The organism is Desulfolutivibrio sulfodismutans DSM 3696 (genome assembly GCF_013376455.1).
Classification (GTDB): Bacteria; Desulfobacterota; Desulfovibrionia; order Desulfovibrionales; family Desulfovibrionaceae; genus Desulfolutivibrio; species Desulfolutivibrio sulfodismutans.
In genome coordinates, this window is the sequence record NZ_CP045504.1 from 45,702 (window position 1) to 69,994 (window position 24,293).

Annotated in this window: 19 protein-coding genes; 9 read left to right on the forward strand and 10 right to left on the reverse strand. The window is 64.8% G+C overall.

Going from position 1 to position 24,293, the window contains the following annotated elements; genetic code table 11:
- Window positions 1-103: 103 nt before the first annotated feature.
- The 4 genes from GD606_RS00220 to GD606_RS00235 form a co-directional block, all read right to left on the reverse strand.
- Window positions 104-1,273 carry an ABC transporter substrate-binding protein gene (locus tag GD606_RS00220; RefSeq protein WP_163301950.1) on the reverse strand — a complete coding sequence of 390 codons (1,170 nt, stop codon included), beginning with the start codon at window positions 1,271-1,273 and terminating at the stop codon, window positions 104-106.
- Window positions 1,274-1,326: 53 nt separating this feature from the next.
- Window positions 1,327-2,298: a branched-chain amino acid ABC transporter permease gene (locus tag GD606_RS00225; protein WP_309550372.1), complete on the reverse strand. Its 972-nt coding sequence runs from the start codon at window positions 2,296-2,298 to the stop codon at window positions 1,327-1,329.
- Window positions 2,295-3,140, reverse strand: a complete 846-nt coding sequence (locus GD606_RS00230; RefSeq protein WP_246298909.1) for a branched-chain amino acid ABC transporter permease — start codon at window positions 3,138-3,140, stop codon at window positions 2,295-2,297. The genes GD606_RS00225 and GD606_RS00230 overlap by 4 nt, the downstream gene beginning before the upstream one ends.
- 239 nt (window positions 3,141-3,379) lie before the next feature.
- Window positions 3,380-5,059, reverse strand: a complete 1,680-nt coding sequence (locus GD606_RS00235) for an FG-GAP repeat domain-containing protein (protein WP_163301924.1) — start codon at window positions 5,057-5,059, stop codon at window positions 3,380-3,382.
- Window positions 5,060-5,552: 493 nt separating this feature from the next.
- Here GD606_RS00235 and GD606_RS00240 point away from each other — a divergent pair, with 493 nt between their 5' ends.
- Window positions 5,553-7,001, forward strand: a complete 1,449-nt coding sequence (locus tag GD606_RS00240) for an alpha-L-arabinofuranosidase family protein (RefSeq protein ID WP_163301923.1) — start codon at window positions 5,553-5,555, stop codon at window positions 6,999-7,001.
- 160 nt (window positions 7,002-7,161) lie between these two features.
- Here GD606_RS00240 and GD606_RS00245 read toward each other — a convergent pair whose 3' ends face one another.
- Window positions 7,162-7,815: a DedA family protein gene (locus GD606_RS00245; RefSeq protein ID WP_163301922.1), complete on the reverse strand. Its 654-nt coding sequence runs from the start codon at window positions 7,813-7,815 to the stop codon at window positions 7,162-7,164.
- Between the two features lie 159 nt (window positions 7,816-7,974).
- Here GD606_RS00245 and GD606_RS00250 point away from each other — a divergent pair, with 159 nt between their 5' ends.
- From GD606_RS00250 to GD606_RS00260, 3 genes are read left to right on the forward strand one after another with little or no spacing between them, the layout of a single operon-like run.
- Window positions 7,975-9,363 carry an RsmB/NOP family class I SAM-dependent RNA methyltransferase gene (locus GD606_RS00250; protein WP_163301947.1) on the forward strand — a complete coding sequence of 463 codons (1,389 nt, stop codon included), beginning with the start codon at window positions 7,975-7,977 and terminating at the stop codon, window positions 9,361-9,363.
- Window positions 9,364-9,416: 53 nt separating this feature from the next.
- Window positions 9,417-10,904, forward strand: a complete 1,488-nt coding sequence (locus GD606_RS00255; RefSeq protein ID WP_163301921.1) for a sensor domain-containing diguanylate cyclase — start codon at window positions 9,417-9,419, stop codon at window positions 10,902-10,904.
- On the forward strand, window positions 10,901-11,704 hold the full coding sequence (locus tag GD606_RS00260; RefSeq protein ID WP_163301920.1) for a beta/alpha barrel domain-containing protein: 804 nt from the start codon (window positions 10,901-10,903) through the stop codon (window positions 11,702-11,704). The genes GD606_RS00255 and GD606_RS00260 overlap by 4 nt, the downstream gene beginning before the upstream one ends.
- Here the strand turns inward: GD606_RS00260 and GD606_RS00265 are convergent.
- The 3 genes from GD606_RS00265 to GD606_RS00275 are packed head-to-tail and all read right to left on the reverse strand — an operon-like array spanning window position 11,688 to window position 14,803.
- Entirely contained in the window at window positions 11,688-13,520 is a 1,833-nt protein-coding gene (locus GD606_RS00265; RefSeq protein WP_163301919.1) for a chloride channel protein, read from the reverse strand. The two genes, GD606_RS00260 and GD606_RS00265, sit on opposite strands and share 17 nt — an antisense overlap.
- A 39-nt stretch (window positions 13,521-13,559) precedes the next feature.
- Window positions 13,560-14,504 (reverse strand): bifunctional riboflavin kinase/FAD synthetase, encoded by a 945-nt coding sequence (locus tag GD606_RS00270; protein WP_163301918.1) that lies wholly within the window; start codon window positions 14,502-14,504, stop codon window positions 13,560-13,562.
- Between the two features lie 59 nt (window positions 14,505-14,563).
- The gene (locus GD606_RS00275; protein WP_176629168.1) at window positions 14,564-14,803 is read right to left on the reverse strand and encodes a hypothetical protein; all 240 of its coding nucleotides are present in this window, start codon (window positions 14,801-14,803) and stop codon (window positions 14,564-14,566) included.
- A 766-nt stretch (window positions 14,804-15,569) separates the two neighbouring features.
- Between GD606_RS00275 and htpX the strand changes: the two genes are divergently transcribed.
- Window positions 15,570-16,421: a zinc metalloprotease HtpX gene (gene htpX, locus GD606_RS00280; protein WP_163301916.1), complete on the forward strand. Its 852-nt coding sequence runs from the start codon at window positions 15,570-15,572 to the stop codon at window positions 16,419-16,421.
- Window positions 16,422-16,577: 156 nt separating this feature from the next.
- Here the strand turns inward: htpX and GD606_RS20325 are convergent, their stop codons facing one another.
- Together GD606_RS20325 and GD606_RS00295 are read right to left on the reverse strand one after the other, a co-directional pair.
- On the reverse strand, window positions 16,578-20,060 hold the full coding sequence (locus tag GD606_RS20325) for an efflux RND transporter permease subunit (protein WP_246298910.1): 3,483 nt from the start codon (window positions 20,058-20,060) through the stop codon (window positions 16,578-16,580).
- A 24-nt stretch (window positions 20,061-20,084) separates the two neighbouring features.
- Window positions 20,085-21,257 carry an efflux RND transporter periplasmic adaptor subunit gene (locus GD606_RS00295; protein WP_163301915.1) on the reverse strand — a complete coding sequence of 391 codons (1,173 nt, stop codon included), beginning with the start codon at window positions 21,255-21,257 and terminating at the stop codon, window positions 20,085-20,087.
- Window positions 21,258-21,537: 280 nt separating this feature from the next.
- Here GD606_RS00295 and GD606_RS00300 point away from each other — a divergent pair, with 280 nt between their 5' ends.
- The 4 genes from GD606_RS00300 to GD606_RS00315 all read left to right on the forward strand — a co-directional run bounded on the left by GD606_RS00300 (window position 21,538) and on the right by GD606_RS00315 (window position 24,285).
- Window positions 21,538-22,080 carry an HU family DNA-binding protein gene (locus GD606_RS00300; RefSeq protein WP_163301914.1) on the forward strand — a complete coding sequence of 181 codons (543 nt, stop codon included), beginning with the start codon at window positions 21,538-21,540 and terminating at the stop codon, window positions 22,078-22,080.
- Window positions 22,081-22,203: 123 nt separating this feature from the next.
- The gene (locus GD606_RS00305; protein WP_163304066.1) at window positions 22,204-23,376 is read left to right on the forward strand and encodes an integrase core domain-containing protein; all 1,173 of its coding nucleotides are present in this window, start codon (window positions 22,204-22,206) and stop codon (window positions 23,374-23,376) included.
- Window positions 23,377-23,594: 218 nt separating this feature from the next.
- Window positions 23,595-23,993, forward strand: a complete 399-nt coding sequence (locus tag GD606_RS20280; RefSeq protein ID WP_211922291.1) for a type II toxin-antitoxin system Phd/YefM family antitoxin — start codon at window positions 23,595-23,597, stop codon at window positions 23,991-23,993.
- The gene (locus GD606_RS00315; RefSeq protein WP_163303936.1) at window positions 23,980-24,285 is read left to right on the forward strand and encodes a type II toxin-antitoxin system RelE family toxin; all 306 of its coding nucleotides are present in this window, start codon (window positions 23,980-23,982) and stop codon (window positions 24,283-24,285) included. The genes GD606_RS20280 and GD606_RS00315 overlap by 14 nt, the downstream gene beginning before the upstream one ends.
- The last annotated feature ends 8 nt before the right edge of the window (window positions 24,286-24,293 follow it).

Genomic DNA, 24,293 nt, shown 5'->3' on the forward strand with positions numbered 1-24,293 from the left:
CCTCCCTCTCCCACCCCCGCCAAAGTTTTTAGGAAGGGGGTTCGGGGGGAACCTTTTTTTCAAAAAAGGTTCCCCCCAAAAATCGTCCTCTCCCCTCTCCCTCCTACTTCGCCACCTGATACTTGCCGTCAACGACTTCCAGCATGACCATGGAGTCGGTGGACAGGCCGTTATGGTCTTCGGGGGTGATGGTGAACACGCCCGAGACGCCCACCACGTTCTTCAAGGTCTCCAGGGCGTCGCGCAGGGCGGCGGGGTCGGCCTTGCCGGCTTTCTGCAGTCCGGCCTGAAGCAGGATCAAGGCGTCAAAGGCATAGCCCGAGTGGGTGTTGATGGGGAACTTGGCTTGGATGCCTTCCTTGTCGTAGTCGGCGATAAAGGCGCGCACCACGGCGGCCTGGGGGTCCGAGGCGGGCAGGGAGTCCGGGGCCATGAGCTTGGTGGCGGGCATGATGACGCCATTTGCGGCGGGACCGGCCAGTTGCAGGAACTCCGAGCCGGGCTGGCCGTGGCATTCCACCACCAGGGGCTTGTCGCCGGGCAGGGCGGCGAAGTTTTTGGCCACGATGGCCCCGGCCGGGCCGATGGTCCAGATGATGACCGCCTTGGGGGAGGCCGTGGTCAGCTTGAAGGCCTGGGCCGAGAAGTCGGTGCCCTTGGGGTCGAAGGTCTCTTCGGCGACGATGTCCATGCCGTATTTTCCGGCCAGATTTTTCAAGTGGTTGAGACCGTCCTGGCCGAAGGCGTCCTTGGCGGTCATGACCGCGACGGAGGTGATGCCCTTGGCTTTCAGGTATTCGTAAATTTTTTCTGCGGCCGTGGAGGTGCGCTGGGGGGTCTTGAAGGTCCAGGTGAAGGGGCCGAAGTTGCCCCCGGCGATGACCGGGTCGCCGCCCACGGTCATGATCGTGGGCACGTTTTTCTCTTCGGTGTATTTTTTCACGGCCAGGCCTTCCCCGGTGGAGGTGGGGCCGATGATGGCCAGGACGTTTTCGGCCTCCACGAGCTGGCGGGCCATGCGCAGGGCCACGTCGGGATTGGATTCGGTGTCGTGGATGACGAGTTTGATGGGACGCCCGAGAATGCCCCCGGCGGCGTTGATCTTTTTGACGGTCATCTCCGCCACCAGGCGGCTGGGGGTGCCCACGAAGGCGGCCGGGCCGGATTCGGCGAAAAGCCCGCCGACCAGGATGGGGTCGCCGGTCGCCTCGGCGGCGAGGGCCGGTGTGCTACACAGGAAAAGGGCAGCAAGGACGATCAGGATACGGGAGATCATGGCGGGAACCTCCGGGAGGGATGTCGCCGGGAACGGGCGCATGGGGGGTGTTACATGGGTTTGCGGCCTTCGGCAACACAGACGCCGGTGGCGGCGAAGGAGCGGCCCGGCCGGATCGAGCGCCAGTAGCCGAACAGCAGGGCGGCGGTCAGAAGCAGGCCGTGGGCCAGGGTGCGGGCCTCGCCCAGAAACTGCATGCCGGACATGACGGACTCCAGGACCAGGACCGCCACCAGGGGCCGCAGGAGATTCCCCGGGCCGCCGATGACCAAAAACAGCAGGGCCTTAAGCGACAGCTCCAGGCTGAACTGCTCGGGGTTGATGAAGCCGCCGTAGTGGGCGTGCAGCACCCCGGCCAGGGCCGACAGGCCCCCCCCCAGCCCGAAGGACAGGGAGCGCAGGGCGCCCCGGTCGATGCCGCAACTCGACGCGGCCAGGGGGTCGTCCTTGCAGGCCAAAAGCGCCCGTCCGGGACGGCTGTCCTTGAGCGAGGCGAACATCCAGCAGCCGCCGGCCATGGCCAGAAGGAAAAGGAAAAAAAAGGTCCGATCGCCGGAGAGGTTTCCCAGGCCCGGAAGGGACAGCTTGGCGTCGACCATGAGCCCTGCCGAGCCCCCGGTGACGGACCCCATGGTCAGGACCACGTTGGTGAAAATCAGCGACACGCCGAGGGTGGCCATGGCCAGAAATCCTTCGCCCAGGCGCTCCATGGGGCGGCTTATGGCGGCGGCGAAGCCGAAGGCAGCAAGAACAACAGCCGGAACCACAAGCACGGAGGCCTGGGGGAAATGGGCGTGGGCCAGCACCGAGGCATAGGCCCCGATCCCGGCCATGCCGCCCTGGGCCAGGGAGATCTGGCCTCCCAGGCCGAGGCAGAAATTGAGCGCCAGGACGTTTAAGGCCAAAAAGAGGTGCTGGTTGACCACCAGGAGGCGGTAGTCGGGCAAAAATAGCCCCACGGCCGCAAGGATCGCGAAGAAACCCAGCGCGTTGCGGGACGGCCTGGAGATGGCGGGCATCATGCCGGACGCGCCGTTTCCTGCTCCTTCGGGGCCAGGACCAAAAGGCCGATGAGCAGGATGTAGGTGACGGTTTCCTTGAGTTCTCCGGACAGGAGCAGCACCAGGGCGGCTTCCACCAGCCCCAGGAGCACGCCGCCCAGAAAGACCCGGGGCACCGAGGCATAGCCGCCGATGGTGGCGGCCACGAAACCCTTGAGCCCAAGGCCCAGGCCCATGTCGTAGCGCAGCATGGTCTGCGGCCCGACGGCCATGGCCGCCATGGCCGCCAGCACCCCGGCCAGGGCGAAGGACAGGGCGTGGCAGTGTCCGGGGCGGATGCCCTGGAGCCGCGCGGCCACGGGGTTCATGGAGACGGCCCGGATAGCCCGTCCGGTGGTGGTGCGGCTTAAAAAAAGCGACAGCAAAACGACGCTGGCCACCGACAGGGCCAGGGCCGTCAGCGTGTCCTGGCTAAAGAACAGCAGGCCCAGACGCAGGGGCGGCAGGGGCAAAAGCTGGGGCAGCATGACGGGGTTTTTGCCCCAGAACACGATGGCCACCCCCTGCCAACACAGGCTGGCGGCCACGGTGAGCATGAGCTGGCGCAGGGGGGAGGCGTTGATGCTGACGCCAAGCGTTGAGGCATAGAGGGCGTGTCCGAGGATGAAGCCGAAAAGGGCGGCGGCGGCCAGGGCCGCCACGGGCGGTAGATGCAGGGCCTGGGACAGGCTTTGCAGGGTCAGCCCGCCGATGAGGAGCAGCTCTCCCTGGGCGAAATTGATCAGGCGGCTGGAATTGAAAATAAGGGCGAATCCGATGGCCATGAGCCCGTAGACGGAACCCAGGGCCAATCCGGAATTCACGATTTGCGCCAGATACTGAATGACCACCGGGGAAACGGCTCCCATGGCGTGGCATGGCGGGGGCGAAGCAGGGGCGCCGCTTCCGTCCGGCAAGCGCACGCCGCTTGCGATAGGGGTTTTTCAGGGATCTTGCCGGAGTGATCCGGCCGGGCCGGGAGAGGGGAAGGCAGCCCCCTGGGGGCGGCCTTCCCTTCGCTGCACGGACGGCGCAAGCAGGCCGTCACGAGGTTTTCGCCGGGCTAGTTGATGTCCTGGATGTTGCCGTAATCGGTATCCTGGTTGTTGGCGCCTGAGGAATCCAGGCTGTAGGCCATGATGACGGTCTTGCGGTTGACCACGCCCACAGCCCCTGGCCAGGTGTTGAGGGAAACCACCAACTCCTGCTTCCCGTCGTGGTTCACGTCGGCCAGGACGTACCCGGAGATGGTGCCCTTGATGCGCCGGGTCTTCCATTTGAGGTTGAGGCCCACGCCGTCCCAGTACAGGGCATGGATTTCGCCCTGGGAGAACGACCGGTAGTTTTCGAAGAACTGGGCGGCCACGGAGATGTTGCGGCTGACCAGAATCTCGTGCTGCGGGTCGGTGTCCAGGTTGGCCACCAAAATGGGCAGCGGGATGTAGTAGTACAGCCACAGGTAGTCGTTGCGCGGGCGGTCCATGGGGGCCATCATGGGATCGTGTTCGATCCCGATGCCGGAACCGGCATATTCCTCTTCGGTCAGGGCCACGCGCTCGCCCTTGGCGGAGTACACGCCCAGATGGTCGCCATCCTCGGCCAGGATCACCTTGTAGCCGGCCTTTTCGGGCAGGAAGGCGAAGTTATAAGCGTTGGCCTTCTTGGGAAGGGAGATGGTGCTGCCTAGGACGGCCTGGCCGTCCTTGAAGGACACCAGGTAAACCCCCCGGGTGAAGACTTCCCGGGTTTCGGGCTTGGAGCCCACCAGCACCTTGGAGAACTCGGGAGGCGTCGCCGCCACGTTCAGGTACAGGGGAATGTCGGCGTGCTTGAGTTCGAGCTTGCCGCTGGCCATTTCGAGCACGAAGGACCGTGGCTCCTTGAAATACCTGGCGGAAACAATGATTTCCGCCGTGCCGTCGCCGTTGATGTCGAAGGTGTTGATATTGAGCAACTGGAAGTTGGTGGGCGGCTCGTACTTGGCCACCGGGACAAGTTGCTCATTCGTATAGGTGAAGACCTCGACCGAGGCCGTGCCGAGGATCACGATTTCGTTTTTCCCGTCGCCGTTGACATCGCCCACGGCGACTCCGGACGAGGCGTAGGGCAGGGCCTGGCTGCGCCAGACACCGGGGGTCTGGGTGGGGCCGGCATAGCGGAAGTTGGGGTTGAGGTAGTTTTTCTGGGAGTCGTTCGCACCCTGGCTGGCCACGAAGTCGGCGTTGGGCGGCGGGGGCGTCTTGGCGCCGCCCGGGGCGGAACCGCCGGCCTGGGAGGGGCTGGGCGGACGCTGGAAGATTTCCGCACCGGCCTCCTTGACGGCCTTTTCCAGGGCGGGCACGAGGTTGCCGAGCTTGGTTTGCAGGGTCTTGGGCCAGGCCTTCCCGCTGGCGTCGAGGTAATGCATGTCCAGGCTGGCCTCTTCACCGGTTATGGTCAGGCTGCCGTAGACGAGGTAGTCGGCCTTGAGCTTTTTGAGCAAGGCCAGGGCCTCGGCCTCTGATGCGGGTGGCGTGGGCTGGGCCGCATCCACCTTGGCGGCGTCCATGGCCTGGAGTTTTCCGGGCCAACTCAGGCGCGAGACGACCATGCTCTGGATGCCCTGCTTGAGATACTGGTACTTGTCGGGGCCATGCACCGTGAACTGGGTCACGGCGAAGGTTTTCGTCTGGGCGTGCCCGAGCCCCGGAACAAGCAGCAAAAAGGCAAGGGCAAGGGGCAGATACAGTTTGGACTGGGTCATTCGGATTCCTCCGGGCCCCCGCAGGGAGCCAGTGTTTGCCGGGAAACGACGGACGACGATAGCTCGTTGAGTCGTTCGACTTTCCCGTGACGCGGCCATGCAATACTATCAACGCTGGCGCGTATCAAGTGAAGAGATGTGCACATGTCCGGACTTTTGCACATAGCGGCGGCACATTTTTGCACAACATACTCCGGGCCATTTTTTGTCATGAAATCGACATGTTCCGGTGCTTGCAGCGGGCCGGATTTGCGATTAGAAGCCTCACTTTGTTCGTCAGCCATCCCCAGTCTATCCGTCTTTCAAGGATTGTTCCATGACCCGTTTTGCCTGTACCCCCACCGCATGCTGGGGACGCCTGTCTCTTGTCGCCGCGTGTTTCGCTTGTTTTGCGGTCTGCGCGCCCGCCGCATTCTCCGCGCCCCCGGCCCCCGGCATCATGCGGCTTTTCGTGGATCCGGGAGTGGCCCTTCGTGCGGGCGATCAGGGCCACATGCAACGCCTTGTCGGCATGAACCTCAATTATCTCCTCGACGACGACGCCAACCGCCCCGGGGCTAGGCCCCTGGCCGAGGCCCTGCGGGAGATGGGGGCGGGGAGCCTGCGCTATCCCGGCGGGGCCAAGTCCGACGTGACCTTCTGGAGCGCGCCGCCATACGCCGGGCCGCATCCCAACCTGGCTAGGCGCGGCCCCCAGGAATGGCCCGCCAACGATGCCCGGGTGTATGATCCGGGCAAGGGCGCCTATGTCGCCAACCCCCTGGACTTTGACGAGTTCATGGCCCTGTGCCGCGCCGCCTCCGCCGAGCCGATCCTGGTGGTGGCCCATGACGCGGCCTTCCGGCCCGCCACGCCGGGTGGGGTGATTCCCGGGCGCGAGGATCTGCTGGCGGCGGCCGTGGCCTGGGTGCGCTACGCCAATCTGGATAAAAAATATGGCGTGAAATATTTCGAGATCGGCAACGAAAGCTATCTGGACACCTACGACGGCGGCTGCCGGGCGGAAGACTACGCCCGGGATCTGGTGCTGTATTCCAGGGCTATGAAGGCCGTGGACCCGTCCATAAAGATAGGGGCCAACGGCCCGGTTGTGCGCGATGCCGTGGGGGCCTACGATGAAAAGGCCGGAAGTTTCGCCCCCTGGTGGAAGACGGTCTTTGAAATCGCCGGGAGCGACATCGATTTCATATCCGTACACGAATATCCCTGCATGCAGTGGTTGGGCTACGACTATTACCGCACCAACCCGGTGCGCATGGACGGGGTGGCCCAGATCGACGCGGCGGCCCGGGATTTCGGCCCGCCGGGACTGGCCGATCGGCTGCGCTATCTGCTCACCGAAATCAATTCCGCCGACTGGTACGGGCACCCCAAAAACGACGGCTGGAAGCATGAAAACAGCCTGGGGCACGCCCTGGTTCTTCTGGACATGCTCTGGCAGGGGGTCTCCGACCCCCGGGTGGACACGGTCCAGATCTGGGCCACGCGGTGGATGGAAAACGCGGTCAGGCCCGAGCTGTGGGACGCCCTGGACGCGGGCAACCGCCCCCTGCCCACGGGCACGGCCCTGTCTCTTGTGGCTGGGCGGATGGGCGACGGGCCGGTCGCGTCGAGCGGGCCCGGGGATGTGCCGGTGTTTGCGACGGTGGATCGTCGGGCCGGGCGGCTGACGGTTTTTTGCCTCAACAAGGACACGGCCCGGGAGATCGAACTTGACGTGGCCGGTCTGCACGAGGCCCGGGCCGACCGGTTGGTGTGGCGCGGCAAGGGCCCGGACGATCTGTCGCCGGTGGCGGCCCCGGGCGAGGCCGTGCGTTTTTCGGATGGCAGGGCCAGAGTGCGCCTGCCTGCCGTGTCCCTGACGGTTTTGGACATCCCCTGGCCGCGGCAGCGGGGTGTCGACCGGGCACAAGGGGAACCGTCAACGCCTGCGGGGTCGTGAGCCCGTCTGCGCCGCCTGCGGCCGGGCCGGGGACGCATGAAAAGAGCCTGCCCGGCGGATGGCCGGACAGGCTCGAAGGGATTTCGGGATGCGGGGGCGGCTCAGGATGGGCGAGGCGTTGCTGCTTGCCAATCCATAGCGGTGGTTGCCGGACGCAACGCTAGGAAGCCCGCTCCCGGGCGGCGGCGCGGCGGGCGCGCACGAATTCGATGACCCCGGGCATGATCGAGATGACGATGATGGCCAGGATGACCACGCTGAAGTTTTTGCGCACAAAGGGCATGTTGCCGAAAAAATACCCGGCCCAGGTGAAAAGGGTGATCCACAAAACGCCCCCGGCGACGCTGCAGGCCAGGAAATGGCGGTAGTCCATGCGCGCGATGCCGGCCACAAACGGGGCGAACGTCCGGATGATGGGCAGAAACCGGGCGATGACCACGGTCTTGCCGCCGTGGCGGTCGTAGAAGCCGTGGGCCTTTTCCAGGTGCTTCCGGTTGATCAACCGGCTCTCCCGTTCAAAGACCGCCGGTCCCACCAGTCGCCCGATCCAATAGTTGGTGTTGTCCCCGGAAATAGCCGCCACGACCAGAAGCCCGTTGAGCAGCCAGGGGTCCATGATCTGGGCCCCGGCCAGGGCCCCGGCGGCAAAGAGCAGGGAGTCGCCGGGCAGAAACGGCGTGACCACGAAGCCGGTCTCCAAAAAGATGATGCAAAAAAGGATCATGTACGTCCAGACGCCGTATTGTCCCACGATTTCGGCCAGATGCCGGTCCACATGCAAGACGAAATCGAATAACGTGGCCAAAAGTTCCATGGAAAGCCGCCTTGTTGGGGAAAAGGGGAGGTGTCGCGCCGGGCCTTTCCCTAAAAAACGGCGGGCCGGAAGGCAAGCCTTTTCGGCGGACTTCCCCTTGCCCTGGCTTCCACGTACACTGGCCCCATGCCTGCCTCTTCCCCTGATGTTCCCGATGTGATGGACCGCCCCGGCCGCCGCAGTTCCACCGGGCCGCGCTCGTTTCGGCTGGTGTGCCGGGACGGTGAAATCCCCCTGGTGGAGGATCTGCTCGCCGTCCAAGGCTTTCGCTTTGCGCCCGAACCTTTTTCCCCCCACTGCCGCAGGCTTGCGGCCGAGCCGTTCCCCCTGGGCGCCAGCCTGGCCGCCACATTCGGCCTCATCTACATCCAGGACCGTTCCTCCATGCTGCCGCCGGTGTGCCTGGACCCGCCGCCCGCCGCCTCGGTCCTGGACATGTGCGCCAGTCCCGGCGGCAAGACCGGCTTTTTGGCCCAGTTGGTGGGGTCGGCCGGATTTGTCCTGGGCAACGAACCCACCCCGGATCGCCTGAGCACCCTCCGCCGCAACCTCTCCCGCCTGAATCTGGTCAATGTGGCCACCTGCGGCGAGGCCGACCTGACGCCCTTTCTGCCCCGGGGCGGTTTCCGGCATATCCTGCTCGATCCGCCGTGCAGCGGCTGGGGCACGGCGGCCAAGAACCCCAAGGTGCTCACCCTGTGGCGCGAGGACAAGGTGGCGCCGCTTCTCTCCCTGCAACGCACGCTCCTGGCCACGGCCGCCTCCCTTTTGGCCCCGGGGGGCAGGCTTCTCTATTCCACCTGCACCACCAACCCTGCCGAAAACGAGGACCAGGTGCGCCGGGCCCTGGACACCCACCCCCTGGAACTGGTTCCCCTGATCCCGCCGCCGGGCACGGCCGCCGAACCCACGTCGCTGCCCGGGGTGATCCGGGTGGACCCGGCGCTTCACGGCGGACAGGGTTTTTTTCTGGCCTGCCTGACCAAGCCGGGCGCGCCTTCGCAGGACGAGGCCATGCCCGATGCCGCATCCGCCGAACCGCCGGGCGGCGGGGAGGCAAAACGGCGAACCGGCCGGGAGAAGGGGCGCGGCCATGGTCGCGGCAAGGGGCGCGAACAAGGGGGTGCGACAGTCCTCCGGGACTTTGAGGACATACGCCCGGGGGAATTTCCCGGGACCGAGGGGCTGCATTTTGATGCGCTTGGCCCCGGCCGGGCTTGCCGCTTCGGAGATCGGGTTTATTTCATTGCCCGGGGAGTTGGACCGTTTACCGGGAGCGGGCTGCGGTACAAGGGATTTTTTTTGGGTCTGGTCAAGGGCGGCGCCTTTCGGCCCAACGCCCGGGCCCGGCTGCTTCTGGGGGCGGCGGGTGCGGACGGCGCTGCCGGACTGACGCTGGAAAACCCGGCCGACCTGGGGGATCTGTTGGCCGGACGCAGTCTTTCCGTGGGATCTTTGCCCAAACGCTGCGGGTTGTACTACAAGGAGTTGCCGCTGGGGTTTGTCACCTGCAAGGGCGGCCGCGCCTTGTGGTCCGAGAGAGCCTGAACCCCGACCGCATCACGTCTCCTGCGGTCTGCACCTCTTGCAAGGCGGAATCCATGGCCGGAGAAGAACGCGTCGAGACGGATGTGCGTGAGGATGTTCTCGCCCCGCCCAGCCCCTGTGCCCGGTATAAGGCGGTGTTCGACGGCTATCCCGGCCAGGTGGCGATCCTGGACGAGGCCGGGCGTATTGTGGAGGTCAACGCCGGGTGGGAGCGGTTTTCCCGGGAAAACGGGCTGTGCGGGGATTGCCGGTTCACCGGGGTGGACTATCTTGATGTGTGCCACGAGGCCTCCGGCCCGGACGCCGGGGACGCCGCCCGTGCGGCCGAGGGCATCCGGGAGGTGCTTGAGGGTCGCCGGGAACGATTCTCCCTGGAATATCCCTGCCATTCGCCGACGGAAAAACGCTGGTTCCTGCTTGTCGCCACCGCGCTTATCGTGGACGGGCGGATCAGGGGGGGCATCGTCTCCCATCTACCCATAACCGAGCGTAAACTGGCCGAATTGGCCCTGGCCCAGAGCGAAAAACGCCTCAATCAGGCCCAGCGGTTGGCCCGGGTGGGCAGTTTCGAGCGCAGCCTGGAAATGGGGCAGGGATACTGGTCCGATGAACTGTTTCGGATGATCGGACTGCCGCCTTCCGACCGCTCCCCGCCCTTTGAGATGTTTCTTGGGGCCGTGCATGCCGAGGATCGGGATCGGGTGGCGCGGGTGGTGGGCCGGGTGCGTCGCCAGACCGAGCCAGAGGAGTTCGAATTTCGCATTGTGGCCCCGGACGGATCCATCCGCCACCTGTCGGCGTCCATCGCCTTGGAGCGCGACGAGCGGGGCAATCCCGTGAGCTACCATGGGGCCATGGTGGATGTGACCCGCCTCAAGGAGGTGGAGGCCTCGTTGGTGCGCCTGGCGGCCACGGACGAGCTGACAGGCATCCACAACCGGCGGCGTTTCCTCGAACTGCTGCGCGCCGAGATGGACCGGTGCGAACGCTACGGGCATCATGTGTCCCTGCTTATGCTGGACATTGATAATTTCAAGCAGATCAACGATACGTACGGTCACGCCGTGGGGGACGAGGTCTTGCGGCATCTGGCCGTGATCATCGGCCACGGTCTGCGGGGCAGCGACGTGTTCGGCCGGATCGGCGGGGAGGAATTCGCCGTCATCCTGACCGAGACCAGCCCGGACATGGCTCTGGCGGCAAGTCGGCGGCTTGTGGCGGGAGTGGCCAGGGCCGGGGTCCGCACCTCGGCCGGGGCGCTTCCCCTGACGGTGAGTGCGGGACTGGCCACGGCGTTTTCCGGGAAGACCCGGCCAGACGGCCAGGCCTGCGCCTGCGGCATGGCCCCGGACGCGCTTTTGCGCACGGCGGATCAGGCCTTGTACCGGGCCAAGGCCGAAGGCAAAAACAGGGTTGTTCAATTTGAGGCGTTTGCCGACCATGCGCCGGGCCGGTCGCGCCCAGCGGCGCACGGCGAGGGAAGCGGCGATTCCGGGGCTTTGGCCACGGATGCAACAGATCAGGGAAAGGACGTGACATGATCGGATGTGCGCGCAAGGTGTCCAGGCTTTTTGATCCGCAAAGCGGGCGGACGGTGATTCTGCCCCTGGACCACGGGGTGGGCGAGGGCATGTTGCCGGGGATCGAGAACATCCCGGGGCTTTTGGCCATGATTCGGGATTTTTCCGTGCAGGGGGTCGTGCTCAACAAGGGGCCGCTGAGGACCTGTCTGTCCGAGGTTCCCCCGGGGCTTCAGGTGGTGGGGCAGCTTTCCGGGGGCACCCGGCACGCCGTGCCGCCCTATGCCCGAAGCCTGGTCTGTTCGACGCACGAGGCGGTGCGCCTGGGGGCGGACATGGTGGCCGTGCAGGTCAACATGGCCAACGACCTGGAGGACCGCATGCTGGCCGATCTGGGGCTGGCCTGCGACGACGCCCACAACCTTGGCGTGCCGATTCTGGCCATCATCCAGCCCAAGGGCGACCGCATCGTCAACGAGATGGACCCCAGCCTCATCTGCCATTGCATCCGGCTCGGGGCCGAGCTTGGCGCGGATCTGGTGGGCGTGCCCTATTCCGGCGACGCCAAAAGCTTTTCCCGCACCTGCGAGGCCGTCAGCCCCCCGGTGCTGATCACCGGCGGTCCCAGCCGACCGGACTTCCCGAGTTTTCTGGCCATGGTCGGGCAGGCGCTTGCCGCCGGGGCGTCCGGAACCTGCGTGGGGAGAAACGTGCTGCAGCAGGGCGATCCCCGCGAGGCGCTGGCCAGGCTTGTCGAGGCGGTGCATGGGGAGCAGGCGGCCCAGGCCCCGGGATCGGGGGAGGCTACGCCTCCGATTTGATCTCTTTGAGCGTCGCGGAATAGGCGGCAAAGACGTTTTCGCGCCCCAGAAGCCCCAGCACCGTGTCCTGGTTTTCCGGGTCCACCACGGGAATCTGCGGAAGCTCCTGGTCCACGAAGAGCATAAGCGCATCGTACAGGCTGGCGTCCGGGGTCAGCGTCACCGGGGGGCGGGCCAGGTCGCGCACCACCACCAGTTCGAAGAGCGTATTTTCGAAAAGCACGTTGCGCACGTCCTGCATGGTCAAAATGCCCGTCAGGCGGCCGTCTGCGGCCTTGACCGGAAAGGCGATCTGGGTGGTCCCGGCGATGATGTCCGTCAGGGCCTTGAGCGTCACCCCCTCCTCCAGGATGGTGACCTTCCCGGGCAGGTAAAAATCCTCCACCCGCAGCTCCTCCAGGATGTTCACCGTGGCGTCGCCCAGGTGCGCCGGGGACTCGAATTTGTTGTCCACCTGGTTTTCGTAGAGCTTCACCCGGCGGCAAAAGACCATGCACAGGGCCGAGCACAGCATCAGCGGCGCCAGAAGGCCGTAGCCCTGGGTGATCTCGCAGACCATGATCAAAGGCCCCACGGGCGCGCCCGCAACCCCCGAGAAAAAGGCCGCCATGCCCACCAGGGTGTAGCTGCCCGGCGTGGCGACCACCTCCGGCCACAGCCGGTGTCCGATCTGCCCCACGATGCCCCCGGCCGCGCCCCCGGCGAACAGCGTGGGGGCGAACATGCCGCCGCTTAGGCCCGAGCCGATGGTCAGGGACGTGGCCAGGGTCTTTCCCAGAAAAAGGGCCAGCAAAAAGGCCGGTCCCAGATCCCCCAGGATGGCCTTCTCCACCCAGCCGTATCCGGAACTCAGCGTCTGGGGGAAAAAAATCCCCAGAACGCCCATGCTCGCGCCGCCCAAAGCCGCCGTCAGCGGCAGACCCAGGCGGGATTGCAGCACCTCGAAGACCCGGTGCTTCATGAAAAAGAAGCTGCGCAGGTAGACCCAGGCCGCGCCGGAGCAAAAGACCGCCAGAAAGGCGTAGAGGGGCAGCTCCCGGATATCGGTGAAATGGTAGTTGGGGACGGTGAAGATGGCCCCCGAGCCGAAGAAAAGCGTGAAGATGGTATAGGCCGTAACCGACGAGACCACGGCGGGCAGCACGGCCTCGGCCTCGAAGTCCTCGCGGTAGATGACCTCCACGGCCGTGAGCGCCCCGCCCAGAGGGGCCCGGAAAATGGCCCCCAATCCTCCGGCCGCCCCGGCCAGAAGCAGGATGCGCCGCTCCCGGGCCGAAAGCCCCAGCCGCTGGGCCAGATAGGCCCCCATGCCGCCGCCGAGCTGGGACATGGGGCCTTCGCTTCCGGCGCTGCCGCCGGTGGCCATGGTCGCGATGGCCCCGGCGGCGCGCAAAAAAAACACCCGGGGACGGATGATGCCGCCGTGGCGGTGGAAGGCCTTGATCATGGCGTCCGTGCCGTCGGTGCCCGAGCGCAGGGATTCGGGGATCAGCCGGGTGAAGACGTAGCCGGTCACAAGGCCCACGACGCCGAGGCCCAGGGGCAGGAGCCAGGGCCGGGAGGGTCCGGGCATGGCATGGAAGAAATGGTCGCCGCCCGGCGAGAGCAGGTGGATGCCCACCGTGGCCACCAGGTAGAGTTGGCGAAAGAGCTCAAGGCTGGCGAAGAAGGCGCTGGCCAGGAGTCCGGAGGCGATTCCGGCGAACAGTCCCATGACCAGGCGACGCACCGAGGCGGCGCGGCGCAGGCGGCGCAAGAGGATTCTGAGGCGGGGCAGGGGGCCGCGCCGGGGCCGTGGCGAGGGGATGACGTTCATGGCCTGGGCGGATGCGGCATGGGGCTGTCTCGCTGTGCGTCAGGCGATGCGGGCTTCCGGTTCGGCCAGGATGCGGCGGCCGATGCGGATGTCCTCGCGGATGCGGGCGGAGAGTTCCTCGACGCCGGAAAATTTGCGCTCCGAGCGCAGGCGCTGCACGAAATGGACCCGGATGGGCTGGCCGTAAAGGTCGCCGGTAAAATCCAGGAGATGGACCTCAATGGAGAGCGCGCCGTTGCCGAAGGTGGGGTTGTAGCCGATGTTGGTCACGCCCGGATGGATGCGCTCCCCCACGTCCACCCACACGGCATAGACCCCGGGCTTGGGAACCAGTTCGTCGGCCGGGGCCAGATTGGCCGTGGGAAAGCCGAGGAGCCTTCCGCCCCGGTCGCGGCCGCGCACCACCGTGCCGCGCACCTGATAAAAGCGGCCCAGAAGGGGCCTGGCGTCCCAGACCTCCCCGGCCTGGACCATGTCCCGGATGCGGGTGGAGCTGACCACCGCGCCGTCGATGATGACCGGCTCCAGGCGTTCCACGCAAAATCCGTATTTGACGCCCAGGGCGGTCAACAGTTCGAAGTTGCCCTTGCGGCCTTTGCCGAAGGCGTAGTCGTAGCCGATGATCATTTCCCGCATGCACAGGCCCGTGACCAGCTTTTCGCGCACGAAGTCTTCCGGGGCCAGGGCGGCCAGGGCCTTGGTGAAGGGCAAAAGCACGGCCACCTGGACTCCGCTTTGATCCAAAAGCTCCAGCTTTTGTTCGGTCAGGGTCAGAAGAGGCGGCTCGTTTTTTTCCAGGAGCACCCGCCGGGGATGGGGGTCGAAGGTCACGGCCAGGCTGAGCATGCCCGTGGCGGCGGCGCGTTCCCGCACCCGGCGCAGGAGCCGGGCATGGCCCATGTGGACGCCGTCGAAATTGCCGATGGTCAGGCAGGTGTCGGTGAGGGCGTCGTGGATGTCTTCGATGCTGCGGACAACAATCATGGCCACATCCTTGGCAATGGCGGCTTCAAAAACGCTGCGGCCTCCAACAGGCCGTGGGGTTATTCGCGGTCGGTCCAGTCCATGACGTGATACCCCATGGAGACCACGCCCCGGACGATGTCGTCCATGGCCCGGGCCAGGGTGGGCGTTTCTTCGGTGCGGTCCCGGGACATGCGCAGGTACTTGACGTCGCCAAGCTGGGCCGCGATGTCTGGAGGGAGCTCGGGGATCTCGCTTTTTTTCCTCGTGAACAGGTACATTGATGGCGAGGAGATACTTCGATGAATCGCAAAGCGCATAGTTTCCAAATCCTCTGATGCCGAAGGCGCGACACGAAAAAGCTGCAAACGGCGGGTGGTTGCGGAATCGGCGCGTCCGCCGCAAGGGGCTTAACCCGGAAATTGAGGCGAACCGGCGTCGGCCGTCCCGAAACGGCGAACCCAGCGGAGGTTGCCCCCCGGGAAGAATCGGTCTCCCCCGGACCCGTAGCCAACAGGAACGGGTGACGGGGGAGAGACACTATAAATGCCGGGCCGGTTTGGCAAGGGCTTCGAGGCGGTTTTTTCCGTCCGCCCCGGCCAGGCCCGAAAGAAAAAAGCGGACGGGGGCTTTACAATCGCCGCCGCCGCTTTATTCTAACAAACAGGGATCGGGCAGTCCTGCCCTGGTCCGAACCGAGGCGAAGGAGGACCGCTGCGACACATTCGAGATGCCATATCGGCGAATCGAGTCGCCCCACGGCGCGCCGGGCGTAACCGACGGCGCGAAAAAAGCGGGGAAGCCCGCAAGCGGCGCGGCCAAGCCGTCCGGTAGATCCGGGCCGACGCATCGGACGGATGTCCGTCAAGGACGAGCCGGACGGAGACAAGGCCGCCTCCACGTTTCCTGGCAACAACGCAAACACACCTCCGAAACCTGTCGTAACAAAGCGGCCTTGGTTTTGGCGTACAGTCAACGTGTGAGCGAAACAGAGTTCCATACGTCGAATACCGGACCTCGTCCCGGCCGCCAGGCCTGGGCGAGGTCTCGCGTTTGCGAAAGTTCTCCCCTTCGAGGTGAAACGTCATGACCAGTCAGTTCAAGACCGCGCTTCTGCTGGGCCTTCTGACGGCCCTGGTCCTTTTTATCGGGCAGGCCATGGGCGGCAGGGGCGGCCTGTACATCGCCTTTGTCTTCGCCCTGGTGATGAACGTGGGCAGCTATTGGTTCTCGGACAAGATCGTGTTGTCCATGTACCGGGCCAGGGAGCTGTCCCCCCAGGATTCCCCCGGCCTGCACGCCATGGTCGGGGAATTGGCCCACAACGCGGGCATTCCCAAGCCCAAAATCTATCTCATCCCCCAGGAGGCCCCCAACGCCTTCGCCACGGGCCGCAATCCCGAACACGGCGTGGTGGCCGTGACGGCCGGGATCATGCGCCTTCTGACCCCGGAGGAGTTGCGCGGGGTGCTGGCCCACGAGCTGGGGCACGTCAAAAACCGGGACATCCTGGTGCAGACCGTGGCTGCGGTGCTGGGCGGGGTGGTCATGATGCTGGCCAACATGCTGCAATGGGCGGCGATCTTCGGCGGCAGCCGAAGCGACGAGGAGGGGGGGAGCAACCCCCTGGCGGCCATCGCCCTGGCCATTTTGGCCCCCATCGCGGCCATGCTGATCCAGATGGCCATTTCCCGGTCCCGGGAATATCTGGCCGACGCCACGGGGGCGCAGATCTCCGGACAACCCCTGGCCCTGGCCTCGGCCCTGTCCAAGATCGAGGGCTACGCCCGGCAGATCCCCATGCAGGGGGCCAATCCGGCCACGGAAAACATGTTCATCATCAGTCCCTTCTCGGCCGGGGCGGCCGCCAACTGGTTCAGCACCCATCCGCCCACGGCCGAGCGCATCCGCCGCCTGCGCGAGTTGGCCGGGCGGTAGGGAATCGCCCCTCCCCCCGGGTGCGGCGACGCCGGGGCGCGTCCAAAGGGAACCCGGCCTCCGGTACGGAAAGGCCTCCTGGCCGTCCGCACGACGCCCGCCAGGAATTCGCGTGGGGGGAAGGCGCCTGCGCGGGGGGAGGATCTTTGCGCCGCTCTAGGCCGCAGACGTTTTGCTGCGCACGGCGTAGTAGGCCACGGGGATCAGCAAAAGCGAAAACGCCGTGGAGGCCAGAAGGCCGAAGATCAACGCCCAGGCCAGTCCGGAAAAGATCGGGTCCAGGGTGATGGGCCAGGCCCCGAGCATGGTGGTCAGGGCCGTCAGCGCGATGGGCCGCAGGCGGATGGCCCCGCTTTGCAGCACCGCCTCCCGCAGGGCCATGCCCTGGCGCATGGATTCGTCCACGAAATTGATCAGCACCAGGGAGTTGCGGATGACGATGCCCCCCAGGGCGATCATCCCGATCATGCTGGTGGCCGTGAAAAAGACCGGATCGCCGTAGCCGCCCACCGTCTCCCCGAACAGGACGTTTAAGAGCCAGAACCCGGGCATGATCCCCAAAAGCGTCAGCGGGATGGCGGTCATGAGCAGAAGCGGCAGGGAAAACGACTTGGTCTCGATGATCAGCAGAATATAGATGCCCAGCAGCGCCGCGCCAAACGCGATGCCCAGGTCGCGGAACACGTCCACGGTGATCTTCCATTCCCCTTCCCCGGCGAAATCCACCTCGATGCCCTTTCGCGGCGGATCGGCCTCCAGCCGGTTCTGGAGGCCGAACACGGCCTCGGCCGGAGCCCGTCCGGCGGTCTCGCCGAACACGTAGGCCACCCGACGCATGTTCTTGTGCAGGATGGGCTGGTCCTCGGAAACAGGGCGAAACTGCCCCAGCTCGGCCAGGGGCGCGATCTTGCCCGCGTCGGTCTTGACCGGGATGCGCTCCAGGGCGGTCAGCGACGAGCGTTTTTCCCGGGGCAGCACAAGCCGCGTCACCAGCGGTCGGCGTTCGCCCGGTTCATGCACCGTGGCCGGGGTGGCCCCGGACATGGCCAGGGCGATGCTGGCGTTCACGTCCTCGGCGGCGACCCCGTGCAGGGCCGCCTTTTCTTTGTCCAAAAAGAAATTGATGCGCTCGCGCGGGGTCTGGGTGGAGTCGAACACGTCGGTGATGCCCGGTTCGTCGCGGAAAAGCCCGTGAAGCCCCAGGGCCGATTCCATGAGCATCTCGTAGGGCATGTCCGGCGCGCCATAGACCTCGGCCGCCACGGTGGCCACCACGGGCGGTCCGGGCGGCGTCTCCACCAGGCGCATCCTGGCCCCGTGCCGGGCCGCCAGGGCCTCCAGGGCGTTTCGCAGGCGCAGGACGATGGCGTGGCTTTGCATGTCGCGCCGGTCCTTGGGCAAAAGATTCACCCGGATGTCGGCCTGGTTCGAGTCGCCGCGCAGATAGTACTGGCGCACCAGGGCGTTGAAATCCATGGGCGAGGCCGTGCCCACATAGCTGACGAAGGTGGTGACCTCGGGCACGCCGCGCAGGAAGGCCTCGAAATCGCGCACGGCCCGATCCGTGCTCTCCAAGGTCGAGCCCTCGGGCAGGTCGAGCACAATCTGGAATTCGTTTTTGTTGTCGAAGGGCAGCATTTTGAGCGGCACGCGTCCCGTGGCGGCCAACAGCAGGGCGGCCAGCAGGAGCCCCGTCACCGTGGCCGCAAGGCCCAGACGCCTGCCGGGCGAGTCCAGGAAGGGTTCCACCATGCGGCGGTACATCCGCCCCAGGCGACTGTTGACGGCCTTGTCCTCGGGAGAGGGCGGGGCGGCCGGGGTTGCGGCGGGCTCCCCGGTCGCTTCTCCGCGAAGTTCTGGGGCAGCTTTTGGAGCCTCTTCGGGATCGGGCGGCGCGGCCGTTTCCTCGCCGTCCCCTTCCTGCGGGGCGGGCATGGCCCGGCCGGTGTCGGCCTGTGACAGGGGCCGGGCCTGGGCGTCGTCCGGGGCGAGGCCGGGGCGCGTTTCGGATTCCGCCGGGGCCGTGGGGATCGGAGCGTCGTCGGGCAGGTCGGGCAGGGGCGATTTGCCGCGCAAAAGCACATACGACAGCCAGGGCACCACGGTCAGGGCCGCAACCGTGGAGAATCCCACGGCCAGGGGCACGTTGGCGGCCATGGGGGCCATGTAGGGGCCCATCATGCCGGTGATGAAATACAGCGGCAGAAAGGACACCACGATGGCCAGGGTGGACATGATCACCGGCGGCAACACCTCGCGCACCGCGAAAAGCGTGGCCCGCCTCGGCGGCAGGCGGCCGGCCAGGATGTGGCGCTGGATGTTGTCCACGTTGACGATGGGGTCGTCCACCACCAGTCCCAGGGACAGGATCAGGGCGAAGAGCGTCACCCGGTTGATGGTGTAGCCCAGCAGCATGTTCACGAAAAGGGCCAGGGCGAAGCTCACCGGCACGGACAAGGCCACCACCATGGCCTCGCGGCGGCCCATGGTCAGGGCCAGGAGGATGATCACCGTGAGCAGGGCCTCGGCCAGGGACCAGATCAGCTCCGTGACCTTCTCCTGGGCCGTTTCGCCGTAATTGCGGGTGACCTCCACCGTGACCCCGTCCGGCAGGATGGTCTTTTCCAGGGCCGCCGTGCGGGCCAGGATGTCGTCGGCCACGGCCACGGCGTTGGTGCCCTTTTTCTTGGCCAGGGCCAGGGTCACGGCCGGGCGCGGCTGTCCGGGCTCTTCGCCCAGGTGCGTCGCCTGGGCGTCGGAGACGCCGCGCCGGGTGTAGGTCGCGATCTCCTCGGGGCCGTCTTTCACCTCGGCCACGTCACGCAGGTAGACCGGGCGGCCCTGATGCACCCCGACCACCAGATCGCCCGCCTCCCGGGCCGAACGCAGGAACGAATCCGCCGTGAGGGCGAATTCGCGGTTTTGGGCATCGAATTTTCCGGCCCGCACGGACAGGTCGGCGCGTTTGAGGGCGTCAGACACCTCCAGCGGCGTCAGCTCCATGCCCGAAAGCCTCTCCGCGTCGAGCTCCACCCGAATCTCCCGGGCCAGCCCGCCGACCAGGGTCAGCTTGGAGATGTCCGGCGTCTCGGTCAGGCGCGCAAAAAGCTCCTCGCCCATGCGCCGCAGATCATATTCGTCGTAGCGCGGCGAGGACAGGGTCAGGGTCACGATGGGCACGTCGTCGATCTCGATCGGCCGCACCAGCCAGCTTTTGACGATGGACGGCACGAGATCCTGGTGCATCATGATGGTGTTGTGCAGCTTGACCAGGGACGAGTCCTGATCCTGCCCCACGAAAAAGCGCACCGTGACCACGGCCGCGTCGGGCCGGGACACGGAATAGACGTATTCCACGCCGTCGATCTGCCACAACAGCCGCTCCAGCGGCGTGGCCACGAGCTGTTCGATCTCCACCGCCGAGGCCCCCGGCGCGCTGACCACCACGTCGGCCAACGGCACCGTGATCTGGGGCTCCTCCTCGCGCGGGGTGAGGAGCACCGCCGCCACCCCCAGGCACATGGAAAAAATGATGAACACCAGGGAAATGCGCGTTTCGAGAAACACCCGGACCACTGCCGGAATGAATCCGCCGGGGAGGTCTGGGTCGGAAGATCGGGATGTTGGCTGCTGGTTCATGGCGTCTTGGGGAGTGCTCCGGGTTTATCGGTCGCCATTTTGGACAAGCAGGGTCTCGCCGCCGGACAGTCCGGAGAGGATCTCCACATTTCCGCCGTCCAAAGCCTGGCCGGTCTTGACCGCATAGGTCCGGGCCACGCCGCCGTCCATGACCGTGACCATCTCCAACTGGCCCACCCGGCGCACGGCCGCGCGCGGGGCGACCACGGCCTGGCGCGATCCCATGGGGATGAACAGACGCCCGAACATGCCCGGGAAAAGTCCCGGCGTCTCGGGCAGGGCGGCCTTGACCAGGAAGGTTCGGGTCAGGGGATCGGCCGTGGGCACGATCTCCTCAATCTCGGCGGTCAGCCCGGCACTCGCCCCGGTGGCCGGGACATCGCCGGTCAGTCTGGGGTCCACCCCGGGGACGGCCAGGGCCGCGACGCGAACCGGAAAGACGTCTCCCGGCTTGACCCGGGAAATCAGCCCCTCGCGGACCAAGGCCTCCAGGCGCAGGGCCCGGCCCGTGTGCAGCACCAAAAGCGGCTTGCCCGGAAAGGCCAGATCGCCCGGTTCGGCCTGGCGTTTGACCACCTCGCCCGCCGCCTGGGCATGGATTCTGGCGTGTCCGGCGGCGAGGTTGGCCTCTTCCAGGGCCTTTTCGGCCTGGGCCGCCTGTCCCTCGGCGGCCTCAAAACCGTCCCGGGCCTGCACCAGGGCGCTTTGGGCCCGCAAAAATTCGGCCTCGGTACGGTCCATTTCCTGGGCCGTGACCGTGTGCGAGGCAAAAAGGGTCTTGATGCGCTGGTAGTTGGCCTGGGCGTTGTCAAAGGCCGCCTTGGCCGAGGCGATGCCTTCCCGGGCCTGGTTTCGGGTGGCCCGGGCCGAGGTCAGGGCCTGATTCGCCCGCTCGGCCCTGGCGGCCAGCTCCCGGTCATCCAGGACCACCAGCAGTTCGCCCTTCTCCACGGTCTGGCCGGGTCGGACCTTGATGTCCACGATCTTGGCCTGCACCTGGGCCTCCACCGTGGTCTCGGTCTTGGGCCGGATGGTGCCCACGGCCTCGTACCATTCGGTGATGTCCCGCAGTTCGGCCGTGACCTGGCGACCCGCAGGGCGCGCCTCCGCGACCTGGGCCGCGACCCGGGCGGCTGGCAAAAGGGTGCAGCACAACAGGGCCAGAAAAAGCGCGGTGCGGGCGGCGGCGTATGGCATGGGGCGTTCCCCGGGGCTTTGGTTCGATGGGTTTTCCTGCATGGCCGCAACGTATCACGCCTTGGGGCGGGGGAAAAGGGCGGGCGGATTTCCCAGCGAAATCTCGGGGAATGCGGATATCGGGCAGGGCGGCCTCGCCAGGACGTCGTCAGGCTGGGAACCCCTTGTCATGGTGGAGATTTCTGGCATAGCATGGTGTCGTATTCCGCGTATTGGAAATACGTCGGCATGCGGCCTGATGACTGGGACGTGTCTCGAAACCCTCACCCCGGAGGTTCCCATGGGCAAGGAAGCGCTGACCATGATGGTCAAGGAGAAAGCCGGACTGGACAACAAGGCCCAGGCTGCGGCGGCCGTGGACGCCATCCTGGACGCCGTGCGCGAGGAACTGGCTGTGGGCGGCACGGTTTCCCTGAAAAATTTCGGGACGTTTTCCGTCGTCGCCCGGGCCGGGCGTACCGGCAAGAACCCGCGCACCGGCCAACCCCTGGCCATCGCGCCGTCCAAGTCCGTGAAGTTTTCCCCCGGCAAGGAAATGAAAGAGGCCGCCACCGCCTCGGCCCAGGAATGGGGCGACGCCCACTGGCTCGACTACCGCCTGCTGGCCCGCACCGTGGAAACCCAGCTCAAGGAAATCAAGGACGCCCTGGCCAAACGCGGTGTGGGCGCGGACAAGCTCCAGACCCTCTACGACGATACCGCCAGCCGCCTCAAAGATCTTTCCGCCAATGGCGGGCAGGCCTTCCAGGAAATGCGCAAAGGGTTCAGCGCCGCCTTCGCCGAACTGCGCGAGGCCTTTAAGAAAGCCGTGGATAGATTTTAAGTGTTATCGGGGCTGCCGCCCCATACCCCGCCCGGGGGAAATCATTTCGGTACGAACCGGGTACATGGTTGACAGAATAGACCGGGTACATGGTTGACACCTTTGGCAGAGGAGGAAGCTCCGATGCCCTGGAAAAAGGTCGAGACCATGGAAGAACGAGCTCGGTTCATCGTTGAGGCAGCGCGCAGAAGCGAACCGTTTTCTGAAATCTGCCAGCGGTTCGGGATCAGCCGTGAGACGGGGTATAAATGGGTCCGGCGTTTTCAAGATCGAGGCAGCGTCGAGGAGTTTAGCCGTGCCCCGAGAAACTGCCCCCACAAAACGTCTGATGCGATCATTGAGAAAATATTATTGCTTCGTGAGACGTATCCGTATTGGGGCCCGAAAAAGCTATCACAACTTCTATTTGATAAATACGGAATTTGTGATCCTCCAGCACCAAGCACAATTGGCGCAATATTAAAGCGTCATGGGTTTATATCAGAATCGAGAAAAATTCGGCGCAAGTCTGCTGGACGTTTGCGACGGTATGATTTGTTGTCTCCTCAAGATACGAATGACGTCTGGGCTATTGATTATAAAGGATGGTTCCGACTTGGCGACAGGAGTATATGCTATCCACTAACGATAACAGACATGCACAGTAGGTATGTTCTGGCATGCAAGGGATATGCTCGCCAGACACTCGAAAATACAAAATCGGCCATGGAAAACGTATTTTGTGACTATGGGTTGCCTCAGGCAATCCGAGTGGACAACGGGACGCCTTTCGGCTCCAGCGGGATAGGTGGATTTACACAACTTAGTGTTTGGTGGATTCAATTAGGCATCATCGTTGATTTCATAGAGCCAGGGAAGCCGGAGCAAAACGGTAGCCACGAGCGAATGCATAAAACGTTGAAGCTTGAGTCAACAATGCCGCCACAGGATAGTCTTTCAGAACAGCAAAAGAAGTTTGATAGTTGGCGGCACCGGTTCAATTATGAGCGCCCACATGAGGCGTTAGGGCAGAAGACGCCAAGTTCGATATATCGTCGGTCTTTGCGTTCTTTTCCCCGTGAGGCTCCACAGTTCAGCTATCCGCCATACTTCGAAAGTCGCTTTGTTCGTAGCGATGGGATGTTCAACTGGAAAGGCGGCCAGGTATTTATCGGGGAGGCCTACGGGAGAAATCGAATCGGGCTGATCCAGAATTATGACGGTAGATGGCTGGTGTACGCCGGGGATATTCTCATCGGGGGATTGATCTCCGAAGAGCCGAAACATGTGGTCCCGGTGAGGCGCTTGATCGGGTAAAAGTGTCAGGGATGTACCCGGTCCAAAGTGTCAGCGATGTTCCCGGTTGCACATTCCCCCGGACCCCCTGATGTCGCTGGGCTTTTCCCGGCGCGGAGCGCCGGGAAAAGCCCAGCGGAAATCCGTTGGTTTCGGCGAAGATGACTTCTCCCAAGCAAGGAGCGTGCTGGGCTTGTTCGTCTCCATTCGGCGCGTGTGTTGAGTTCTAAAAGATTATATTGATCAAAATAATCATCTTGATCTGGTGGCTCGAAATGATTATTTTGGGGGTGAGATCGTGCTGGGGCGTCAGAAGCGCACTTTGGTCCGGCAGTCCTTTGAGAATGGCAAATATTTTTAATTATATTGAGAGGTTGATGATGAATAGTATTGTAACCTCGAGTGATGCGAAACGGAATTTTGGCCGCATCCTGGAGACCACGATGAAGGGGCCGGTTGAGATTACGAAATCCGGACGCAGGGTCGCCGTGATTCTTTCGGCGGAGGACTATGACAATCTCTCCAGGCTGGAAGACGCCTATTGGGGAGAGCGGGCCCTGGCCGCAGAGAAGGGAGGATTCGTCGGCCCGGAGGAGGCGATGCGGACACTGACGAGGATGCGCCATGAGGAAGCTTGAGCGGGTCATCAGCCTGACGAAGGACGCCAATGACTCCATAAAGTCTCTCGATGCGAAACAGTATCGTCAGGTGGTGCAACGCATCTTCGACCTTTCCGAAATCCCCGAACCGCATGACTCGAAGAGCCTGAAAGGAAAGACCGAGAAAAACCAGAAGCTCAGGCGGGTTGATGCAGGTGAGTTCCGCATCATCTATCGCCATGATGCGGGCGTCGTTGAAATCCTCGTTGTCGGCCGTCGCAACGACGGCAAGGTCTACAGGAATCTGGGCGACAAGGATTTCTCGTCCTGACCGGCTGC

Coding starts and splice junctions, on each gene's coding strand:
- GD606_RS00275 (WP_176629168.1), bottom strand. CDS start 14,803: ATGCGCTTTGCGATTCATCGAAGTATCTCCTCGCCATCAATGTACCTG.
- GD606_RS00295 (WP_163301915.1), bottom strand. CDS start 21,257: ATGCCATACGCCGCCGCCCGCACCGCGCTTTTTCTGGCCCTGTTGTGC.
- GD606_RS00245 (WP_163301922.1), bottom strand. CDS start 7,815: ATGGAACTTTTGGCCACGTTATTCGATTTCGTCTTGCATGTGGACCGG.
- GD606_RS00305 (WP_163304066.1), top strand. CDS start 22,204: ATGCCCTGGAAAAAGGTCGAGACCATGGAAGAACGAGCTCGGTTCATC.
- GD606_RS00270 (WP_163301918.1), bottom strand. CDS start 14,504: ATGATTGTTGTCCGCAGCATCGAAGACATCCACGACGCCCTCACCGAC.
- GD606_RS00250 (WP_163301947.1), top strand. CDS start 7,975: ATGGACCGCCCCGGCCGCCGCAGTTCCACCGGGCCGCGCTCGTTTCGG.
- GD606_RS20325 (WP_246298910.1), bottom strand. CDS start 20,060: ATGAACCAGCAGCCAACATCCCGATCTTCCGACCCAGACCTCCCCGGC.
- GD606_RS00300 (WP_163301914.1), top strand. CDS start 21,538: ATGGGCAAGGAAGCGCTGACCATGATGGTCAAGGAGAAAGCCGGACTG.
- GD606_RS00265 (WP_163301919.1), bottom strand. CDS start 13,520: ATGAACGTCATCCCCTCGCCACGGCCCCGGCGCGGCCCCCTGCCCCGC.
- GD606_RS00255 (WP_163301921.1), top strand. CDS start 9,417: ATGGCCGGAGAAGAACGCGTCGAGACGGATGTGCGTGAGGATGTTCTC.
- GD606_RS00315 (WP_163303936.1), top strand. CDS start 23,980: ATGAGGAAGCTTGAGCGGGTCATCAGCCTGACGAAGGACGCCAATGAC.
- htpX (WP_163301916.1), top strand. CDS start 15,570: ATGACCAGTCAGTTCAAGACCGCGCTTCTGCTGGGCCTTCTGACGGCC.
- GD606_RS00235 (WP_163301924.1), bottom strand. CDS start 5,059: ATGACCCAGTCCAAACTGTATCTGCCCCTTGCCCTTGCCTTTTTGCTG.
- GD606_RS00240 (WP_163301923.1), top strand. CDS start 5,553: ATGCAACGCCTTGTCGGCATGAACCTCAATTATCTCCTCGACGACGAC.
- GD606_RS00225 (WP_309550372.1), bottom strand. CDS start 2,298: ATGATGCCCGCCATCTCCAGGCCGTCCCGCAACGCGCTGGGTTTCTTC.
- GD606_RS00260 (WP_163301920.1), top strand. CDS start 10,901: ATGATCGGATGTGCGCGCAAGGTGTCCAGGCTTTTTGATCCGCAAAGC.